Annotated in this window: 12 protein-coding genes; 10 read left to right on the top strand and 2 right to left on the bottom strand. The window is 67.1% G+C overall.

Annotation, left to right across the window (positions count from 1 at the left end):
- Positions 1 to 119: 119 nt before the first annotated feature.
- Complete coding sequence (locus tag HJD23_RS06715; protein ID WP_171115846.1) at positions 120 to 1,142, bottom strand: sugar ABC transporter substrate-binding protein; 1,023 nt, start codon at positions 1,140 to 1,142, stop codon at positions 120 to 122.
- A gap of 246 nt (positions 1,143 to 1,388) precedes the next feature.
- On the opposite strand from HJD23_RS06715, the gene HJD23_RS06710 reads away from it, so the two are divergent.
- Together HJD23_RS06710 and HJD23_RS06705 are read left to right on the top strand one after the other, a co-directional pair.
- The gene (locus tag HJD23_RS06710; protein ID WP_171115848.1) at positions 1,389 to 2,351 is read left to right on the top strand and encodes a carbohydrate kinase; all 963 of its coding nucleotides are present in this window, start codon (positions 1,389 to 1,391) and stop codon (positions 2,349 to 2,351) included.
- A gap of 56 nt (positions 2,352 to 2,407) precedes the next feature.
- Positions 2,408 to 2,710: a putative quinol monooxygenase gene (locus HJD23_RS06705; RefSeq protein WP_171115850.1), complete on the top strand. Its 303-nt coding sequence runs from the start codon at positions 2,408 to 2,410 to the stop codon at positions 2,708 to 2,710.
- A 70-nt stretch (positions 2,711 to 2,780) separates the two neighbouring features.
- Here the strand turns inward: HJD23_RS06705 and HJD23_RS06700 are convergent, their stop codons facing one another.
- The gene (locus HJD23_RS06700) at positions 2,781 to 5,357 is read right to left on the bottom strand and encodes a glycoside hydrolase family 32 protein (protein WP_171115852.1); all 2,577 of its coding nucleotides are present in this window, start codon (positions 5,355 to 5,357) and stop codon (positions 2,781 to 2,783) included.
- A gap of 464 nt (positions 5,358 to 5,821) precedes the next feature.
- Between HJD23_RS06700 and HJD23_RS06695 the strand changes: the two genes are divergently transcribed.
- The 8 genes from HJD23_RS06695 to HJD23_RS06665 all read left to right on the top strand — a co-directional run bounded on the left by HJD23_RS06695 (position 5,822) and on the right by HJD23_RS06665 (position 17,448).
- A complete protein-coding gene (locus tag HJD23_RS06695) occupies positions 5,822 to 6,829 on the top strand; it encodes a LacI family DNA-binding transcriptional regulator (protein WP_171115854.1) in 1,008 nt (335 codons plus the stop codon).
- A gap of 398 nt (positions 6,830 to 7,227) precedes the next feature.
- On the top strand, positions 7,228 to 8,526 hold the full coding sequence (locus HJD23_RS06690) for an extracellular solute-binding protein (RefSeq protein WP_171115857.1): 1,299 nt from the start codon (positions 7,228 to 7,230) through the stop codon (positions 8,524 to 8,526).
- 42 nt (positions 8,527 to 8,568) lie between these two features.
- Complete coding sequence (locus HJD23_RS06685) at positions 8,569 to 9,546, top strand: sugar ABC transporter permease (protein WP_232107561.1); 978 nt, start codon at positions 8,569 to 8,571, stop codon at positions 9,544 to 9,546.
- A 6-nt stretch (positions 9,547 to 9,552) separates the two neighbouring features.
- A complete protein-coding gene (locus tag HJD23_RS06680; protein ID WP_171115860.1) occupies positions 9,553 to 10,440 on the top strand; it encodes a carbohydrate ABC transporter permease in 888 nt (295 codons plus the stop codon).
- A 250-nt stretch (positions 10,441 to 10,690) separates the two neighbouring features.
- The gene (locus HJD23_RS06675; protein ID WP_240980974.1) at positions 10,691 to 12,907 is read left to right on the top strand and encodes a glycoside hydrolase family 3 N-terminal domain-containing protein; all 2,217 of its coding nucleotides are present in this window, start codon (positions 10,691 to 10,693) and stop codon (positions 12,905 to 12,907) included.
- A 112-nt stretch (positions 12,908 to 13,019) separates the two neighbouring features.
- Positions 13,020 to 13,538 carry a glycoside hydrolase family 32 protein gene (locus HJD23_RS43550; RefSeq protein WP_240980650.1) on the top strand — a complete coding sequence of 173 codons (519 nt, stop codon included), beginning with the start codon at positions 13,020 to 13,022 and terminating at the stop codon, positions 13,536 to 13,538.
- A gap of 234 nt (positions 13,539 to 13,772) precedes the next feature.
- Entirely contained in the window at positions 13,773 to 14,483 is a 711-nt protein-coding gene (locus tag HJD23_RS43545; protein ID WP_240980649.1) for a GH32 C-terminal domain-containing protein, read from the top strand.
- A 28-nt stretch (positions 14,484 to 14,511) separates the two neighbouring features.
- Positions 14,512 to 17,448, top strand: a complete 2,937-nt coding sequence (locus HJD23_RS06665; RefSeq protein WP_171115862.1) for a discoidin domain-containing protein — start codon at positions 14,512 to 14,514, stop codon at positions 17,446 to 17,448.
- The last annotated feature ends 221 nt before the right edge of the window (positions 17,449 to 17,669 follow it).

The raw sequence follows: 17,669 nt of genomic DNA, 5'->3' as shown, positions 1-17,669 counted from the left end.
AGGTCCTTGTCGGTCCTTGTCGGACGGCAAGAGAGGGGGCGGCCGTCCCCTGTCGGGGAGTAGGGGCCGGCCGCCCCGCTGAGGGGAGATGCGGCGAACGTACGGTCGTCGGGGGCGGCTCAGCCCCAGCAGTTCTCCAGGCCGTAGGCGGTGTCCTTGGAGGTGACCCCGTCCTGCGCCTTGTCGGTGATCAGTGTGACGCCGGTGTCGGTGTAACCGGACGCCTTCTTGCCGTCCTTGGCGTACGTCGCGACGGCCTTGACGCCCTCGGCGGCCATCTTCAGCGGGTACTGCTGCGAAGTCGCGGCGATCTTGCCGTCCTTGACGGCCTGGGTGCCGGTGCAGCCGCCGTCGACGGAGACGATCAGGACATCCTTCTCCCGGCCCTTGGCCTTCAGCGCGGTGTACGCGCCCAGGGCCGCAGGCTCGTTGATGGTGTAGACGACGTTGATGTCGGGCGACTTCTGCAGGCAGTTCTCCATCGCGGTCTGGCCCTTGGCCTGGTCGCCGCCGGTGTCCTGGGAGCAGACGATGGACGGGTCGCCCTCCTTGACGCCGAAGCCCTTCAGGAAGCCGTTGTGCCGCTGGACGCCCACGGAGATGCCCGGCGCGAGGTCGAGGGTGGCTATCTTGGCCGGCTTGCCCTTCATGGCGGCCTTGGCGTACTCGCCGATCAGCTCGCCGGCCTTGAGGTTGTCGGTGGCGAAGAGGGCGTCGACCGCGCCTTCCGGCTCGGTCGGGGTGTCCAGGGCGATGACGAGGACGCCCTTGGCCTTGGCCTTCTCGATCGCCGGCACGATCGCCTTGGAGTCGCTCGGGGTGATCAGGATGCCCTTCACGCCGGCGGCGACCATGTTCTCGATGGCGGTGACCTGACCGGCGTTGTCCCCGTCGAACTTGCCCGCCGCGGTGGACAGTTCGACACCGTTCTCCTTGGCGGCCTTCTCCGCGCCCTCCTTCATCTTCACGAAGAACGGGTTGGTGTCGGTCTTGGTGATCAGACCGACCTTGACGCTGCCCGATCCGGCGCTCGCCGTGCCCGATCCGGATCCGGATCCGCAGGCGGTCAGGGTGAGGGCTGCGACACCCGTGCAGGCGGCGGCTCTGAGCAAGGAGGAGGGCAGACGAGAGATGCGAGACATGAACGACTCCTGCGGGATTGCGGGCGAGCGGCCGGCATCGGGGCATGCCGTCCCGAGGTGTCATCGATGACTTATGTCATCGTTGACACTGCATGGCGAGGATGATGGACTCCGCCTCCAGGCAACGTCAATGCCTTCCACCCGTCACAAATCGGCAACGCCCGTGGCCGTCGCCTGCCCGAAACCGCTCAGCGGCTGCCCGCGACGTGCCCGTTCTGCCCGCGCGTTCTCAGAGAAGAGCAGCCCATGAGCCCGCATCAGATCACCGTCCTGGGAGAGTGCGTCGCCGACGCGTTCACCGAACCCGCAAGCACCCGGAACGAACTCGCCCTGCGGGTGCTCCCGGGCGGCGGACCCGCGAACACGGCCGTGTCCCTGGCCAGGCTGGGCACCCCGGCCCGCTTCCTCGCGCGTCTGTCCGGCGACGTGTTCGGCCGCCTCTTCCGGGCTCACCTGGAGGCGTCGGGCGTGGACCTGTCGCACGCCGTGGCGGCGGCCGAGCCCAGCACGCTGGCCGTGGCGGAGCTGGACGCTCAGGGACAGGCCGCGTTCTCATTCCACGCGCAGTACACGGCCGACTGGCAGTGGACCTCGGGGGAGCTGGCGGGGGTGGACCTGTCCGAAACGGCCTGTGTGCACACCGGGTCGCTGGCCCTGGTCCGTGAACCCGGCGCGGCGGTGGTGGAGGAGTTCCTGGCGACGGCCTCTCGCCAGGCCACCGTCAGCATCGATCCCAACGTCCGGCCGCTGTTGGTGCACCCCGACGTGTACCGCGCCAGGCTGGCCCACTGGTGCGCCCTCGCCGACATCCTGCGGCTGAGTGAGGACGACCTGGAGCTGCTCCTGCCGGGCACCCCGCCGGAGCAGGCATGCGACACCTGGCACGCCGCAGGGGCACGGCTCGTCGTGATCACGCTCGGCGCCGACGGTGCCCTGGCCTCACTCGACGGCGAACGGCTGCGGGTGCCCGCGGTGACGACAAAGGTGGCCGACACGGTGGGGGCGGGCGACTCCTTCACCGCCGGGCTGCTGCACCACCTCGCGGCCCGCGGCAGCCTCGGCGGCAGGCTGACCGATCTCGGTCTCGACGAGGTCGCGGAAGCCTGCCGGTTCGCCACCCGGGTCGCCGCCATGACGTGCTCGGTCGCCGGCCCCAACCCGCCATGGCACGGCCAGTTGGCACTGTTCGCGACCGTCGGCGACGCCTGACGGACCGTACGCCGTCCACCACCCCGACTCCACCCCCCTGACAAGGAGACAAAACCATGACGAAAACCCTGCTCGCCGAGTTCACCGCCCGAGAGGGAGCGGAGGACGAGGTCGCCCGCCTGATCCGGGACTACGCCCTGAAGGTACGAGAAGAGGAAGGCAACCTGGCCTTCGACGTCTACACCAAGGCGGCCAACCCGCGCGCCTACTGGATCTTCGAGGTCTACCGGGACGAGGACGCCTTCAAGGCACACCTGGATGCCCCGTACGGTGCGCCGTTCAACGCCGCCCTCACGCCGCTGATCGAGGAGGACGCCTCCGTACTGACGTTTCTCGATCCGCTGGCCACGCATCCGTGACGAGCGTTGAACGACGGGGGTTTGTGCGGCCGGGCCAGGTGGGGCCGGGCCGCACGGACCCCGCGACTCGTCACCGCCAGATGGACTTCAGCCGCCACACCTGCATGTGGCCGAGGGTGGCGGTGCCGTCCTCGGCGAAGACCTCGACGCCGGTGCTGGAGGGGTCGGGGAAGATCTGGTCGGTGATCACTGCCTCGCCGCTGCCGCCGAAGACCTCGACGGACGACCAGTCGACCAGGATCCGCAGCTTGACCTTGCCGTTCTTTGGCTTCAGGGGTGCGGTCTGGACACCGGGGAAGGTGCTGTTGAAGTCCCCGGCACCGGAGCGGGTGCGGTCGACGTACAGCTCCTGGGTCGTGGTGTCGTAGCCGATGACGGTCTCCTCGCCATTGGCGCCGGTGCGGACCTTCAGGCCGAAGCGTTCGGCATCCTTCAGGGAGAACGTGGCCTCGATGTCGAGTGCCCTGCCTCGTAGCCCACGGCTGTTCAGGGGCTTGGAGGTGCTCGTGACGGTGACGCCGGACGCTGTCGCCGGGCGCTTCTCCCGGAGGGACTTCAGGCTGCCCACCGGCTTGCTGGTCAGCCGTATACGGCCGTCGACGGTGCGCAGGGCCATCTCCCTCGGGACGCTCTGCGCGCCGCGCCAGGGGGAAGTGGGGATGGACTGGCCGTAGTCCCAGTTGTTCATCCAGCCGATCATGTAGCGCTTGCCACCCGGCGCGTTCTCCCAGGACACCGTCGCGTAGTAGTCCTTGCCGTAGTCGGCCCAGTCGGCGCGCTGGACGACGGACTTGGCGGGCTTGTCGGCGGCGGTGAACTGGTCGGCCAGGACGTGGCCCCAGCCGCCGGTGTTCATGTCGAGGATCTGGATCTGCGCCTTCTTGCCGACGTACGGGCGCATGTCGAAGGAGGCCCAGTCCAGGGTCTCGCTGTCGGCGCCGGTGGCACTGCGGACGACCTTGCCGTCGACGAGCAGGTTGACGGACGTCTCCTGGGAGACGCGCTGGGCCTCGGTGTCGGACAGCACGATGTGGTCGACGTTGATGTGGCCCCAGCCGCCGGTGTTGTCGTCGACGATCCTGATCTGCGCCTTCTTGCCGGCGAGGTCGCTGACGTCCCAGGAGGCCCAGTTGAGCGCCTCGGCGTCCCTGCCGGTGGCGCTGCGGACGACCTGGCCGTCCACGAGTAGTTCTACGGCGGTGGTGTTGGCGGAGCCGGCCGGGTGGTTGCCGCCGCCGATGAGGAAGTTGACGTACTTCTTGTCGATGGTGAACTCGGGTGAGGTGAGGGTGCCGGTGGTGGAGTCGCCGTTCAGGAAGGTGTTGACCAGGCCGCTGCCCAGGTATCCGGAGACCTGTTGCTGGCCGGGGAGGGTGCCGGTGGCCGGTGCGGTGCCGAAGGCGTCCCCGGTCTTGGTCCAGTCGCCGTAGGTTCCGCCTTCGAAGTCGGCGAGGACCGTGCCCTCGGGCGGTGTCGTGTCCAGGACGGTTCCGGCCTCGTGCGGGTGCCGCCCGCCACCGATCTTGAAGTTCAGATAGGGGCTGTCCACGGTGAAGGAGGGAGAGGTGAGGATGCCGGTGGCGCCGTCCCCGCCGTGGAAGCTGTTGGCGAGGCCCTTGCCGTCGAAGCCGGAGACCGCCCCCTGCCCGTCCACCGCCCCGGTCGCCGGTCCCCGGCCGAACGCGGTGCCGGTCGTCGTCCACTCCCCGAAGCCGGCGCCCTCGAAGTCCTGCACGACCTCGCCGGTGGGCGGCGTGTACGTGCCCTTGTCCTCGGCGGTGAACTTCCTCCCGTCGAAGTCGCCGATGAAGTACTGGGCGGCCGAACCGCCCGCGATACCGCCGGGGTTGATGTTGACGACCAGCACCCACTTAATGTTGTCCGGGTCCCCGTCGACCGCGAGAGGGAACAGGTCGGGGCATTCCCACACGCCGCCGGTCGCACCGGCCGGCCCGAACTCGCTGAGCAGATCCCAGTCCTTGAGGTTCTTGGACGAGTAGAACTGCACCTTGTGCTCGGCGGACAGCGACACCGTCATCAGCCAGCTCTTGGTCGGCGTGTACCACTGGACCTTGGGGTCGCGGAAGTTGGTGGAGCCGATGTCGATGACGGGGTTGCCCTGGTACTTGGTCCAGGTGCGGCCGCGGTCGGTGCTGTAGGCGAGCGACTGGGCCTGCTTGCCGCCGTTCTTGTAGGCGCTGGTGTAGATCGCCACCATGGGCGGGTTCCTCTTGGTGCCGAACCCGGTGGTGTTGTTCCAGTCGACGACGGCGCTGCCGGAGAACACCATCTCCTCGTCGTCGTGCGACAGGGCCAGCGGCAACTCCTCCCAGTGCACGAGGTCCCGGCTCACCGCGTGCCCCCAGGACATGTCGCCCCAGGAGTTGCCGTTCGGGTTGTACTGGTAGAAGAGGTGGTACTCGCCCTTGTAGTACACGAGGCCGTTGGGGTCGTTCATCCAGTTCTTCTCCGAAGTGAAGTGGAACTGGGGTCTGTAGGTCTCGGTGTACGTCGGGGTGTTGGTGTACGTCGGGGTGTCGGCCGCGACGGCCTGGGGGGCGAGCGGGGCTGCGGACAGGGCGCAGACGGTCGCCACCGCCGCCATCATCCGTATGCGGGCATGCCGGGATACGCGTGCAGAGCTCATGGAGTCTCCTTGTCCCGCGGCCGTCCGCGCAGCGGTGACTGCGGCCCCGACGCGGACGGACCGAAAAGTGATGCCCTGGGCCGGCGCCGACGTCCACGCCGCCGACCAGGGGTGTCAACGTTGACCTGTGTCAGCGATGACATCGAGTGCCCGATTATGAGGCGCGATCCGGCCAGTGCGTCAACGGTGCGGGCGCGATTGGGCGGCTGGGATCGCAAACCGGCAGGTCAGCGCGGTGAGGGCAACCGGCATGCTGTCGTGGCGTCGTCGAGCCCGAGATCGGCCAATTAACGAGTTGTTTCCGGCGTGTTGACCGCTCGGGCCTCTCGGTGCTTCACTTCCGGAACCGGTACCGAAACCGGTTCCGGGACCGATTCCGGTACCGGTTCCACGAGCCTCTGTACGATCGGCTCTTCGGTGCGGGAGGACGTCTTCCGCCTCTGCAGGAAAGGAGGGGAGGTGACATGGGAGTCACTATCGCCGACGTGGCTGCACGGGCCGGGGTCAGCAAGACGACGGTCTCGCGGGTGCTGAATGCCAAGGGCGAGATCAACGAGAACACCGTCTTGAAGGTCCGCCAGGCGATCTCGGAGCTCGGTTATGTGCCGAGCGCCGGGGCGGTGGGGCTCGCGCGCGGCACGACACAGATGATCGGCATGCTGGTCCCTGATTTGGCCTGGGCCTGGGCCGGCATAGTGCAGTCGGTCGTCGAGACGCTGGAGACCGAGGGCTTCGGACTGCGCATGCTGACCGTGAACCGCGGTGAGGAGTCGCTGCGCAGGTTGGGCCTGCAGGTCGCCGCCAAGTCGTTCGACGGTCTGCTGGTGATAGAGCCTGAGGGGACCCTGGGGTACATCACGGAACTGCACGGAGCGGGGCTGCCGGTCGTACTGATCGACGACCGCTTCCACCGGCCGGGATTCCCCTACGTGGCCACCACCAACCGGGAGGGCGGTGAGCAGGCGGCGCGCCACCTGCTGGACCTCGGCCGCCGTCGCCCTCTGGTGGTGACCGGTCCCGAGGAGTACGGCTGTACTCAGGAACGGCTGGCCGGCTTCGTCGACGTCTATGCGCAGGCCGGGATCGAGCTCGACCAACGCAGCATCATCTGCGGCGACTTCCTGTTCGACAACAGCCGGAACGCGGTCGCGGGGGCTCTTGCGGACGGCGTGGAATTCGACGCGGTCTTCGGACACAACGACCCCATGGCGGCCGGGGCGCTCGCGGCCTTGCACGAGGCGGGCCTCAAGATTCCGCGGGATGTCGCCGTGGTGGGGTTCGATGACATCGAACTGGCGTCGTACACCTATCCGGCACTGACCACCATCCGCCAGCCGATGCGGGAAATGGGTGAGGCAGCGGCCCGTCTACTGCTCGACCACGTGCGGAGATCGCCGGAGGCTGCCCCCTCGCGCATCATTCCCACCAGCCTCGTGATCCGTGGCTCGACGTCAGAGCAGAGCGCGAACTGACGCGACGTCATCGCGATGCGCAAGCGATGGCGCCTCGCAGCCGGGCGGTGCGTTGCCGGTGAACGCACCGCCCCCCTCTCCTCGAAACCTCGGCGAACCTCTTCTGACTCGCCTTCCACGCAACCCGTAGCCGCTGCCCCTGCGTTCACACGTGACGCAGAAGTGCACGTTTCCGCCCGCAGGTTCCCGCTCTGGGACACCGAACGGTACGCCTGGGCTCACCCCGCCCGGCCGCTACCCACTCCGCGTCGGACGCTCCGGCCGAGACCTCTGGCTCACCGCCGATGCCGCTTCACCGCAGACAGCCTCCACTCGGGGTCCATCTGTCCGGGCCCCGGCCTGTTCCCACCTTTCGCCGCCCCCCGCGCCTATATCGCTCAACGGCAAGGAGCCGCACGATGCGTATCACCACCCGTCACGCCGTCAGAACCGTCCAGTCCCTGTGCGTCACCGTCACAGCAGCACTGGTGGCCACCGGCTGCGGCCGGAGCGAGGATTCCGGCCCCGGCAATGACGCGCCCGCCGAGATCGGCGCGGGCAAGGCCAAGGGGACGGTGGTCATGTGGTCCATGGGCGACCCGGACGAAGACCTGAAGGCGCTGGCCAAGAAGTTCGAGCAGGAGAACCCGGACGCGGACGTCAAGATCACCGCGGTCCCGTGGGATGGCGCCCACGACAAGCTGACCACCGCGATAGCCGGCGGCAACACACCAGACATGTCCATGATCGGGACCACCTGGATGGCCGAGATGGCCGCGCTGAACGGCTTCCAGGCCACCCCGACGTCGATCAAGTCCTCGGACTTCTACCCCGGCCAGTGGGACACCACCAAGTACAAGGGCACTTCCTACGGGGTTCCGTTCATCGCCGACACCCAAGCGGTCTACTACCGGACCGACATCACCGAGAAGGCCGGTATCAAGGGCGCCCTGGCCGGCGACTGGGCCGGATACCTGAAGGACCTGAAGGCCATTCAGGCCACCGCCGGCAAGGAGAACCCCAAGCTGCGCCATGCCAGCGGGCTGGTGATGGGCTTCAATTCCTGGATTTTCTGGGTGCCGATGGTGTGGCGGGAGGGCGGTGACATCTACGACGCCGAGACCGGGAAGTTCACCTTCGACTCGCCCGAGGTCGCCAAGGCGCTGGAGGACTACGCGAGCGTCCCGAAGCAGGGCCTGGCGCCGATCGACAGGTCGGACAACGTGCAGGGCTTCCGCGACGGGCTGATCGCCGTTTACCAGGAGGGTGCGTGGGCCGGCGGCAGCCTCCACAAGGACGCCCCGGAACTGGACGGCAAGTGGAAGACCATGCCGATGCCGTACACCAAGCAGCCCGCCGGGTTCGCCGGCGGCAGTGACCTGGCGGTGTTCAAGGAGGCCAAGAACCCCGAGGCAGCATGGAAGTTCGCGCAGTTCCTGACCGAGCCCGCCAACCTCGCGACCTATTCCAAGGCCACCGGTAGCCTGCCTCCTTCGCCTCAGGCGTGGACGGAGGGGAAGCTGACCGAGGATGAGAACCTGAAGGCGTTCGCCGAGCAGCTTGAGGTCGGCAAGGCGCCGCCCGCCATCACGACCTGGCAGCAGATCGCGGACACCATCGACTCCGAACTGGAGAAGCTGACCCTCGGCAAGGCCACCGTCGCCGAGGTGCAGAAGACGCTGCAGTCCAAGGCCACCAGTATCGGCACCGGCCGCTGAGCGCCGTCGCGTGAGTATCCCTCGTACGGACGGATGCCATCCATGTCCATAAAAACGCTCCCCGGGCCGGGCGACACCCACGAGCAGAGCACCGCACGGCCGGAACAGAACCCCGGTCGCCGGCGCTTCGCGCTCCGGGGCACGGCACGCGGCAGGCAGGCCCGGGCCGCCTGGGTCCTCGCCGCCCCGTTCCTCGCGCTGTTCGCGGCCTTCATGCTGCTGCCGGTGGTGTGGTCGCTGCTGATGGGCCTGACCGACACCAAGAGCTCGGACCTGCGTACGCCGCTGAACGTGGCGTTCGTCGGCTTCGACAACTACGTACGACTCTTTGAGGACCCGCAGTTTTTCACGGCCCTGCGCAACACGGCCGTGTTCGTCCTGGTGGCCCTGCCCCTGACCCTGGCCGCCGGGCTCGCGGCGGCGGTTGCCCTCGACCGGGGCATCCGCCGCTTCCGGGCCGTCTTCCGGGTCGGCTTCTACCTGCCGGTGATCACCAGCATCGTGGCCGTCGCCGTGGTCTGGAAGACGCTGCTCGAACCTCGCGCGGGACTGATGAACCTCGTCCTGGGCTGGTTCGGGATCGACGGGCCCGCGTGGCTGGCGGACACCCGGTTCGCTCTGCCCGTCATGATCGTGATGGCGGTGTGGCGCAACCTCGGCACGGTCATGATCATCATGCTGGCGGGACTGCAGTCCGTACCCCAGTCCCTGATGGAAGCGGCCGAACTCGACGGCGCCGGGCCCTGGCAGCGGTTCTGGCGGGTCACCTTCCCGCTCCTGCGTCCTGCGCTGCTGCTGACCGCCGTGACCACGGGCATCGGCTATCTGCAGTTCTTCGACGAGCCGTTCGTGATGACCGATGGCGGGCCGCTGGACTCCACCTTGTCGGCCACGTTGTACGCCTACAAGCAGTTCGGCAACGGCAACTACGAGATGGCGTCGGCCGCCGGCTACGTCATCTTCGTCCTCATCGTCGCGCTGACGGTACTGCAGTTCCGGCTGCTGCGAGACAAGGACTGATGCCTCATGAGCACCCTCTCCACCCTTCCAACGGCACACCCGGGCACGGACCGCTCCATGAGGCGCCGCCGCATCCGGCAGAACTGGGGCCAGCCCTGGCTGTACCTACCGCTCGCCGGCGCCCTGCTGCTGATGATCGCGCCGTTCCTGTGGATGCTGTCCGGGTCGTTCAAGCCCGAGGCCGACATCCGCAGAGTCCCGCCCGTCCTGATACCCACGGTGCCCACGACCGCCAACTACGGCGAGCTGTTCAGCTCGCTCGATTTCACGAGCATGTTCGCCAACTCCGTGATCGTGGCCCTGGCCGTCACCGCCGGGAACCTGATCTTCTGCTCGATGCTCGGATACGCCCTGGCCAAGCTGGAGTTCCGCGGACAGCGCGCCGTTTTCCTGCTGGTCATGGGGACGCTCATGATCCCCGGCCTGGTCACGTTCGTCCCGCTGTACGTGCTGGTGGCCAACATGCAGCTGACCGGCTCGCTGCTCGGGCTGATCCTGCCGTTCCTGGCCACCCCGTTCGGGGTGTTCCTGATGCGGCAGTTCATCTCCACCCTGCCCGACGAGCTCATCGACGCCGCCCGCGTCGACGGCTGCCGCGAACTGGCCATCTTCGCGAAGATCATCCTGCCGCTGACCAAGCCGGCCCTCGCGACCCTCGGGATCATCACCTTCCTCGGCTCTTGGAACAACTTCCTGTGGCCGCTGGTCGTGGCCCAGAACGAGAGCCAGTACACCCTCCCCGTCGGCCTCGCCCTGGCCAGCAGCGGACAGTCCTTCACCCGATTCGGCATCCTGCTCGCCGGAGCCGTCGTCGTCCTGCTGCCGGTGATGATCGTTTTCCTCATCTTCCAGCGCCAGTTCGTGGCCGGGATCGCCACCACCGGTCTGAAGTGATACCCCGGCTTCTGCCCCGCCGCCCTCTGCAGCGTTGGTCGCGTCCGGTGCGGCGGACGGACGGCCCGCGAGGCCCACCGCGGCAGGCGCGGCGGCGTCGCGGCGGCGAAGCGCCCGCCGTCGCCCATCAACTCTCTGATCTGTGACGACTCATCTCTTGGAGAACAACGTGGGACAGCCGGTCCGCTCTGCCGTGTACCTGGATCCGGAAGCATCCGTGGAAGCGAGAATCGAGGACTTGCTGTCCCGGATGACCCTGCCGGAGAAGGTCGGGCAGTTGCTGATGCTCGACGCACAACACGGGGACCTGGCGGACATCGTGTCGGCCAAGCTGGCTGGATCTGTCCTGCATGTGTCGCCCGACTTGATGCCTCAGGCCATGGAACTGGCCCGGCGGACACGGCTCGGCATTCCGCTGCTGACAGCCGACGACGGCATCCACGGCCACTCGTTCTGGCCGGGCGCGACCATCTTCCCGACCCAGCTGGCCATGGCCTGCACCTGGGACCCCTCTCTGCTCCACCGGGTCGCCCGTGTGGCCGCGACCGAGATCGCGGCGACCGGCATCCACGGGACGTTCTCCCCGGTGCTATGCATCACCCGGGATCTGCGCTGGGGCCGGATCGACGAGACGTTCGGCGAGGACCCGTACCTGATCGGTGAGTTGGGGGCCGCGATGGTGCGCGGCTATCAGGGGGAGGGTCTCGGCGACCCGACCGCCGTGCTGGCGTACGCCAAGCACTTCGCGGGTTACTCCGAAACCCTGGGCGGGCGAGACGCGAGCGAAGCCGATCTCAGCCCGCGCAAGCTGCGCTCGTGGTTCCTGCCCCCGTTCGAGCAGGCGGCTCGGGCCGGCTGCCGCGGCTTCATGCTCGGCTACCAGTCGATCGACGGGGTGCCCATCACCGCGAACCAGTGGCTGATCAACGACGTGCTCAAGGGCGAGTGGGGCTTCACCGGTACGCTGGTGACCGACTGGGACAACGTCGGCCGGATGGTCTACGACCAGCGTACCTGCGCCGACTACGCCGAGGCGGCGGCGGTCGCCGTCAACGCCGGCAACGACCTCATCATGGCCACACCGGCGTTCTTCGAGGGCGCGCAGGAGGCGGTCGCCCGCGGCCTGATCGACGAGAAACAGATCGATGACGCGGTACGGCGGGTTGTGCGGCTGAAGTTCGAGCTCGGGCTCTTCGAAGACCCCCGCACCCCCGACCCCGAGCGGCAGGCACAGGTGATCGGCTGCCGGGAACACGCCGACCTCAACCTCGAGACCGCCCGTCGTTCCCTGGTGCTGCTGCGTAACGACGGGGTTCTGCCCCTCGAAGGCGGGCTGGCAGCGGACGGCATGGGCCGCGCCGCAAGCCGAGGCAAGCCGCGGACCATCGCCGTGATGGGGCCAAACGCCGACAGCCCGGAAGCCATGCTCGGCGACTGGGCTGGTGCCACCGGCCAGGTCCCGTGGATGCCTGACGGACATCCACGCGAGTCGGTGGAAACGGTGCTCGACGGCCTTCGCGCCGTCGCCCCGGCCAACTGGACCATCACATACGCCCGCGGTGCCGACATCGCGAGCCCTCACCAGGACCCCGAGTGGTCCGTCGGGCCCGACGGCCAACCGCAGCCGCCCATTTTCAACCCCGCCCCGGTCGACCAAGCACAACTCCGGGAGGCCACCGCCGCCGCAGAGGCCGCCGACTACGCCGTCGTGGTCGTGGGAGACATCATCGCCCTCACGGGCGAGGGGCGCTCGACGGCCACACTCGACCTCCAAGGAGGCCAGATCGCGCTGCTGGACGCGGTCGCCGCCACCGGCACACCCATGATCGTCATACTCGCCCAGTCCAAGCCGAGCACCCTCCCGGACTCGGCACTGAACGCGGCGGCTCTCATCGAGGCGTTCAACCCGGGCATGCGCGGTGGCCGCGCCCTCGCCGAGTTCCTCCTCGGACTCATCGAGCCCAGCGGCCGACTCCCGGTCTCCTTCGCACGCCACGCCGGACAGCAACCGGTCTTCTACAACCAGGTGCGAGGCCAGCACGGGCACCGCTACGCGGATCTCACCCAGGACCCCCTGTTCGCGTTCGGCGAGGGCCTCACCTACACCACCGTCACCTACTCCGACCTGGTCGTGCACGAACAGGACGTCCGCGCTGACGGCACCGTCCACGCCACCGTACGACTCACCAATACCGGCAGCCGTCCGGCCCTGGAAACCGTCCAGGCATACATCAGCGACCTGACCACCAGCGTCACCTGGGCCGAGCAGGAACTGAAGGCGTTCACCCAGGTCGAGATCGCGCCCGGCGAAAGCCAGGACGTCGACATCAGCATCCCTGCCGCGCACTGCTCACTCGTCACGGCCGACAACCGCCGCGTGGTCGAACCAGGTGAGTTCATGCTCCGCATCGGCCCCAGCTCACGACGCGAGCACCAGCTGAGCGCAGGATTCCGCATCCGGACCTGAAGGCCGCGTACGGACCGTACGGGCTTGAAGACCCCCGCCTCGCCGGCCTGCCGCCCCGCCGAACCGAGGGCCGGCGGGGCGGGCCCACCCTGAAACACCGAAAGGCACGCGTGTGTCCACCACACCCCGCGATCCGCACCACCCCGTGGCGCACCTGCGCCCGCCCCGCAACTGGATCAACGACCCCAACGGGCTGGTCTTCCACGACGGCCACTACCACGTGTGCTACCAGTACAACCCGTACGGGGCGACCCACGCGAACCTGCACTGGGGCCACTTCCGCAGCCCCGACCTGCTGACCTGGGAGCCGCTGCCGATCGCCCCGTCCCCGACCCCCGGTGGCGTGGACGCCGACGGCTGCTTCTCCGGCAACGCCGTCTCCGACGGCGAAAGGCTGGTCGCCTTCTACTCCGCGCACCGTGAGGACCGCTCGTTCCAGCACCAGCCGGTCACCTGGGCCGTCTCCCGCGACGGCGGCCGCACCTTCACCCCACGCGGAGAACTGCTCATCCCCGAACTGCCTGAGGGCTGCACCATGTACCGCGACCCGTACGTCTGGCAGGACGGCGACGGCTGGCGGATGCTGGTCGGCGCCGCCCTCGCGGACGGCCGCGCCGCCGCCCTCCTATGACTCACCCGACCTGGAGACCTGGACCTACCGGGGTCCCTTCACGGCCCGCGAGAAGGAGCCGATCAGCGGCACCGACCTGCTCACCGGCGAGGGCTGGGAATGCCCCCAATACCTCCCGCCAGCCGACGGACGTGGCGCCCTCATCGTCAGCGCATGGAACCTACCCACCGGCCCGCAGAGCGTCGCGGCCCTGATAGGCGCAGAGGACGACGATCACTTCGAGGCCGGCCCGCGGTGCCCGCCGATCACGGCCCCGACTGCTACGCACCGGCCCTGCTGCGCGCGCCGGGCAACCGGTGCCTGCTGTGGGGCTGGTCATGGGAAGCCCGCGACGAAGCCTGGGCCGTCGCGGACGGTTGGGCCGGCGTCCTCACTTTGCCCCGCGAGATGCATGTCCACATCGACGGCACACTGCGCCAGCAGCCCGCCACCGAACTGCTCGCCCTGCGTGGCAGGCACACCATCCACTCCGCAGGCGTGACACACGGCCCGCAGCCGGTGGACCTCGGCAGCGTGGGCCGCGCCTTCGACCTGACGGCCCGTCTGGAGCCGACCGGAAACGCCGGTCTGCGGCTGCTCACCACCCCGGACGGCTCCGAGTACCTCGACATCCGCCTCGATTCCGACGCGGGCGAACTGGTCGTCGACCGCGACCACGCCTCACTAAATACCCGGGCCCGCGGCGGCTCCTACCGGATGCCCTGCCTGACCGACCGGCCCGTCGACCTGCGCGTGGTCGTCGACCACTCCATCGCCGAAATCTTCCTGACCACCACCGGCCAGGTCCTCACCCTGCGCTTCTACCCCACAGGTCAGAGCCCGTGGCGACTGCAGGTCCGCACTGCACCGGATACGCGCCTCGGCTACGCGATCGACACGTGGGAGCTGCACCCGCTCGTCATCAAGGAACCGAGCACCGACGCCACCTCTACCCCCGGCCACTGAACACATCAGGTCCGAAGGAGGATCTTCAATGAGCACGTACGGTCTCGGACGACGCCAGTTCCTGGCCACCGCCGTTGGTGTCGCCGCCGCCTGGACCCAGGTTTCCGGGAACGCCGTCGCGGCCCCGCACCTGAAGCAGGCCGCACGCAGCAATTCCGTGCGCGTGTGGCTGACGGACATATCGGCCGACAAGTGGGTTGCCGGTCAGGACGATGTGCTGTTCAAGGCAAAGAGAACGGCCAACCCGCTCACCATCAAAATCGACGACAGCGTCAAGTACCAAAAGATCCAAGGCTTCGGGGCGGCCATGACCGACTCCTCCGCCTGGCTCATCGACAAGCTGTCCACTGCCGAGCGGGCCAAGCTCATGACGAAACTGTTCGATCCCGCGAAGGGCATCGGCCTCAGCCTGCTCCGCTCTCCGATGGGTGCCACGGATTTCAACGCGTCCGGGAACTACTCCTACAACGACATGCCCGCGGGGCTAACGGACCCGACGTTGTCCCACTTCTCCATCCAGCATGATGTGCCGTACATCATTCCGGCCTTGCGGCAGGCCCTCTCACTCAACCCGTCCCTCAGGGTCATGGCCAACCCGTGGAGCCCACCAGGTTGGATGAAGACCTCCGACTCCATGATTGGCGGCACCCTCAAGAGCGAGTACACGTCCACGCTGGCCAACTACTTCGTCAAGTTCATACAAGCCTATAGCGAAGCCGGCGTGCCCATCTCCTACATCTCCCCGCAGAACGAACCCTTGGGCACTCCCACCTGGCCCGGCATGTTCCTGTCCGCTTACCAGGAATCCGAGTTGATCCAGGAGATCGGCAAGGCATTCGAGGCCAACCGAATTTCCACGAAGATCCTGGCCTGGGACCACAACTGGGATGTGCCCTCGTATCCCGAGACGATCTTCAGCGACCCCGCTGCCTCCAAGTACACCGCGGGAACTGGATGGCACATCTACAGCGGCAACCCGACCTACCAGACCCTGGTTCACAACGACTACCCGAGTAAAGAAACCTACATCACGGAAGCCACCGGAGGTGTTTGGCAGGACAGCAACCGGACAGCGTTCAGCGAAGCACTTGGTACGTGGATCATCAAGGGCACGCGTAATTGGGCGAACGGGGTGATGCTGTGGAACATCGCACTCGACCCCGACAGGGGCCCGCTCAACAGCGACACGGCCGGTATACCCATGCTTCGGGGATTGCTTACGATCGATCCGGCCGACGGACGGGTGTCCTACAACGTGGACTACTACGCTCTCGCTCACGCCAGTAGGTTCGTCAAGCCTGGAGCACGCCGGATCTACTCGAACACCTTCGGGGAAGGAAGCATAGAGAACGTCGCGTTCCAGAACCCGGACGGATCGAAGGTCCTGATCGCGTACAACTCGGGAAGCACAGCGAAAACCTTCAGCGTTGCCGACGGGACGCACTCGTTCGACTACACCCTGAATGCCGGCGACGCCGTCACCTTCACGTACACCGGGCCTGCGCAGAGCGGCCATACCCCCGCAGCGACCAAGATCCCGGAACCGACACACGACTTCACGTTCAAATCGGCATCCGGTCCGGTCGCCGTCACGTACGACCCGGCACTCCTGCCCTACCAGAACTCCATCCGTACCGGAAACAAGCTGCTCACGTACTCCCTTCCGATCGGAGCTTCCATCCAGACGACAGGAAGGGCACTGAGCCGGAGCAAGTGGACTGCCACGGCTTCCGCGCAGCCGGACTGGGGCGTGGCCGCGAACGCGATCGACGGCGACATCAACACCAGGTGGAGTCTCGGGCACGGGACGACGAGCGGCGACTGGTTCCAGATCGACCTGGGAAGCCCCACGAGCTTCAATAAAATCGTTCTCGACACCGGCGTCAACAATTCGTTCGACTACGTCACCAAGTACCAGATATACGTTTCGAACGACGGTGCCGATTGGGGCAGCGCGATCGCAAGCGGCAGCGGGGCCATAGGAAAGGTAGCCGTCACATTGCCGACCCGGACGGCACAGTACATTCGCATCGTCAGCACCGCAGCATCCGGCTTCTGGTGGGCCATCGGCGACATCGAAGTGTACGGGTCCTCGCGTGAAACCGGCTCGATCACAGTTCCGACAGCGGTATCAAACGGCCTCCAGATGAAGACCTGGACCAGCAAGGAAGGGTCGCAGGTCACCGTCGTATTCAACGGGACCGCCGACAGCAAGAGTTTCAAGATATCCAGCGACGGCTCGTATACCTATACGCTGCCAAGCGGAACCTCGGCGATGTTCACCACCAAGAAGCTGTCGAACTTGCCATCGCCGACCTTCAGCAGTTTGACGCCGGACCAAGGCATGCCGCGCTCCAAGTTCACGATCCGCGGCTCTGGCTTCGGTGACACGCAGGGGCTGGGGACAGTGTATTTCGGATCCAGCTATGCCGAAATAGACAGCTGGTCGGACACGCGCATCAGCGCCTACGTTCCGAAGGGGCTTCCGGCGGGGAAGGTCACGGTCTCCGTGAAGGAAACCAGCGGAGCAGACGCAGGTGGATCATCATTCGACGTCATAGATCCAGGCCCTGAACTGCCGCGGACGGGCTGGACCGCAAAGGCTTCGGACGAAAGCCAGTGGGATGCGCCCGGAAACATGCTCGACGGCAATTTCGGCACTCGGTACAGCTCCGGAACAGGGCAGTACGACGGCCTCTGGATCCAAGTGGACATGGGGCAAACGCAGACCTTCAACAAGATCGTGTTGGATGTCGGCGTCAGTGTCAGCGACTATGCGCGAAGCGCAGACGTATACGTATCCACGGATGGAACCGACTGGACCAAGGTTTCTTCCGTAGCAGACGGCCAACGAGTCCACCTCATTTCCTTCCCGACGCAGACAGCTCGCTACATCAAGGTCGTCAACACCGGTAACGTGGCGCGTAATTGGTGGTCAGTCGCAGAATTCAACCTCTACAACTGACCTCGGTCCTTCATGTGGGTCGGGCCGCCGGTGGTGGTGCTGGCGGGCGCGATGATGCAGAAGCCGCCGGTGCCGACGATCGTGCTGTCCTCGGTGGGGTGGGGGCGGCCGTCCTGGGCAGGGCCGTCCAGGGTTTCACGATCCCTCCCAACTTCCCGCAGCCGCCGATACGTTGCTCAACCGTGGCGGGACGGCCTCCACGGCGCAGACCATTCTCATCG

Source organism: Streptomyces sp. Z423-1, assembly GCF_013009255.1.
Lineage (GTDB): Bacteria > Actinomycetota > Actinomycetes > Streptomycetales > Streptomycetaceae > Streptomyces > Streptomyces gossypiisoli.
The sequence above is the reverse complement of the archived record's forward strand: the minus strand, read 5'-3'. Positions and strand labels throughout refer to the sequence as shown.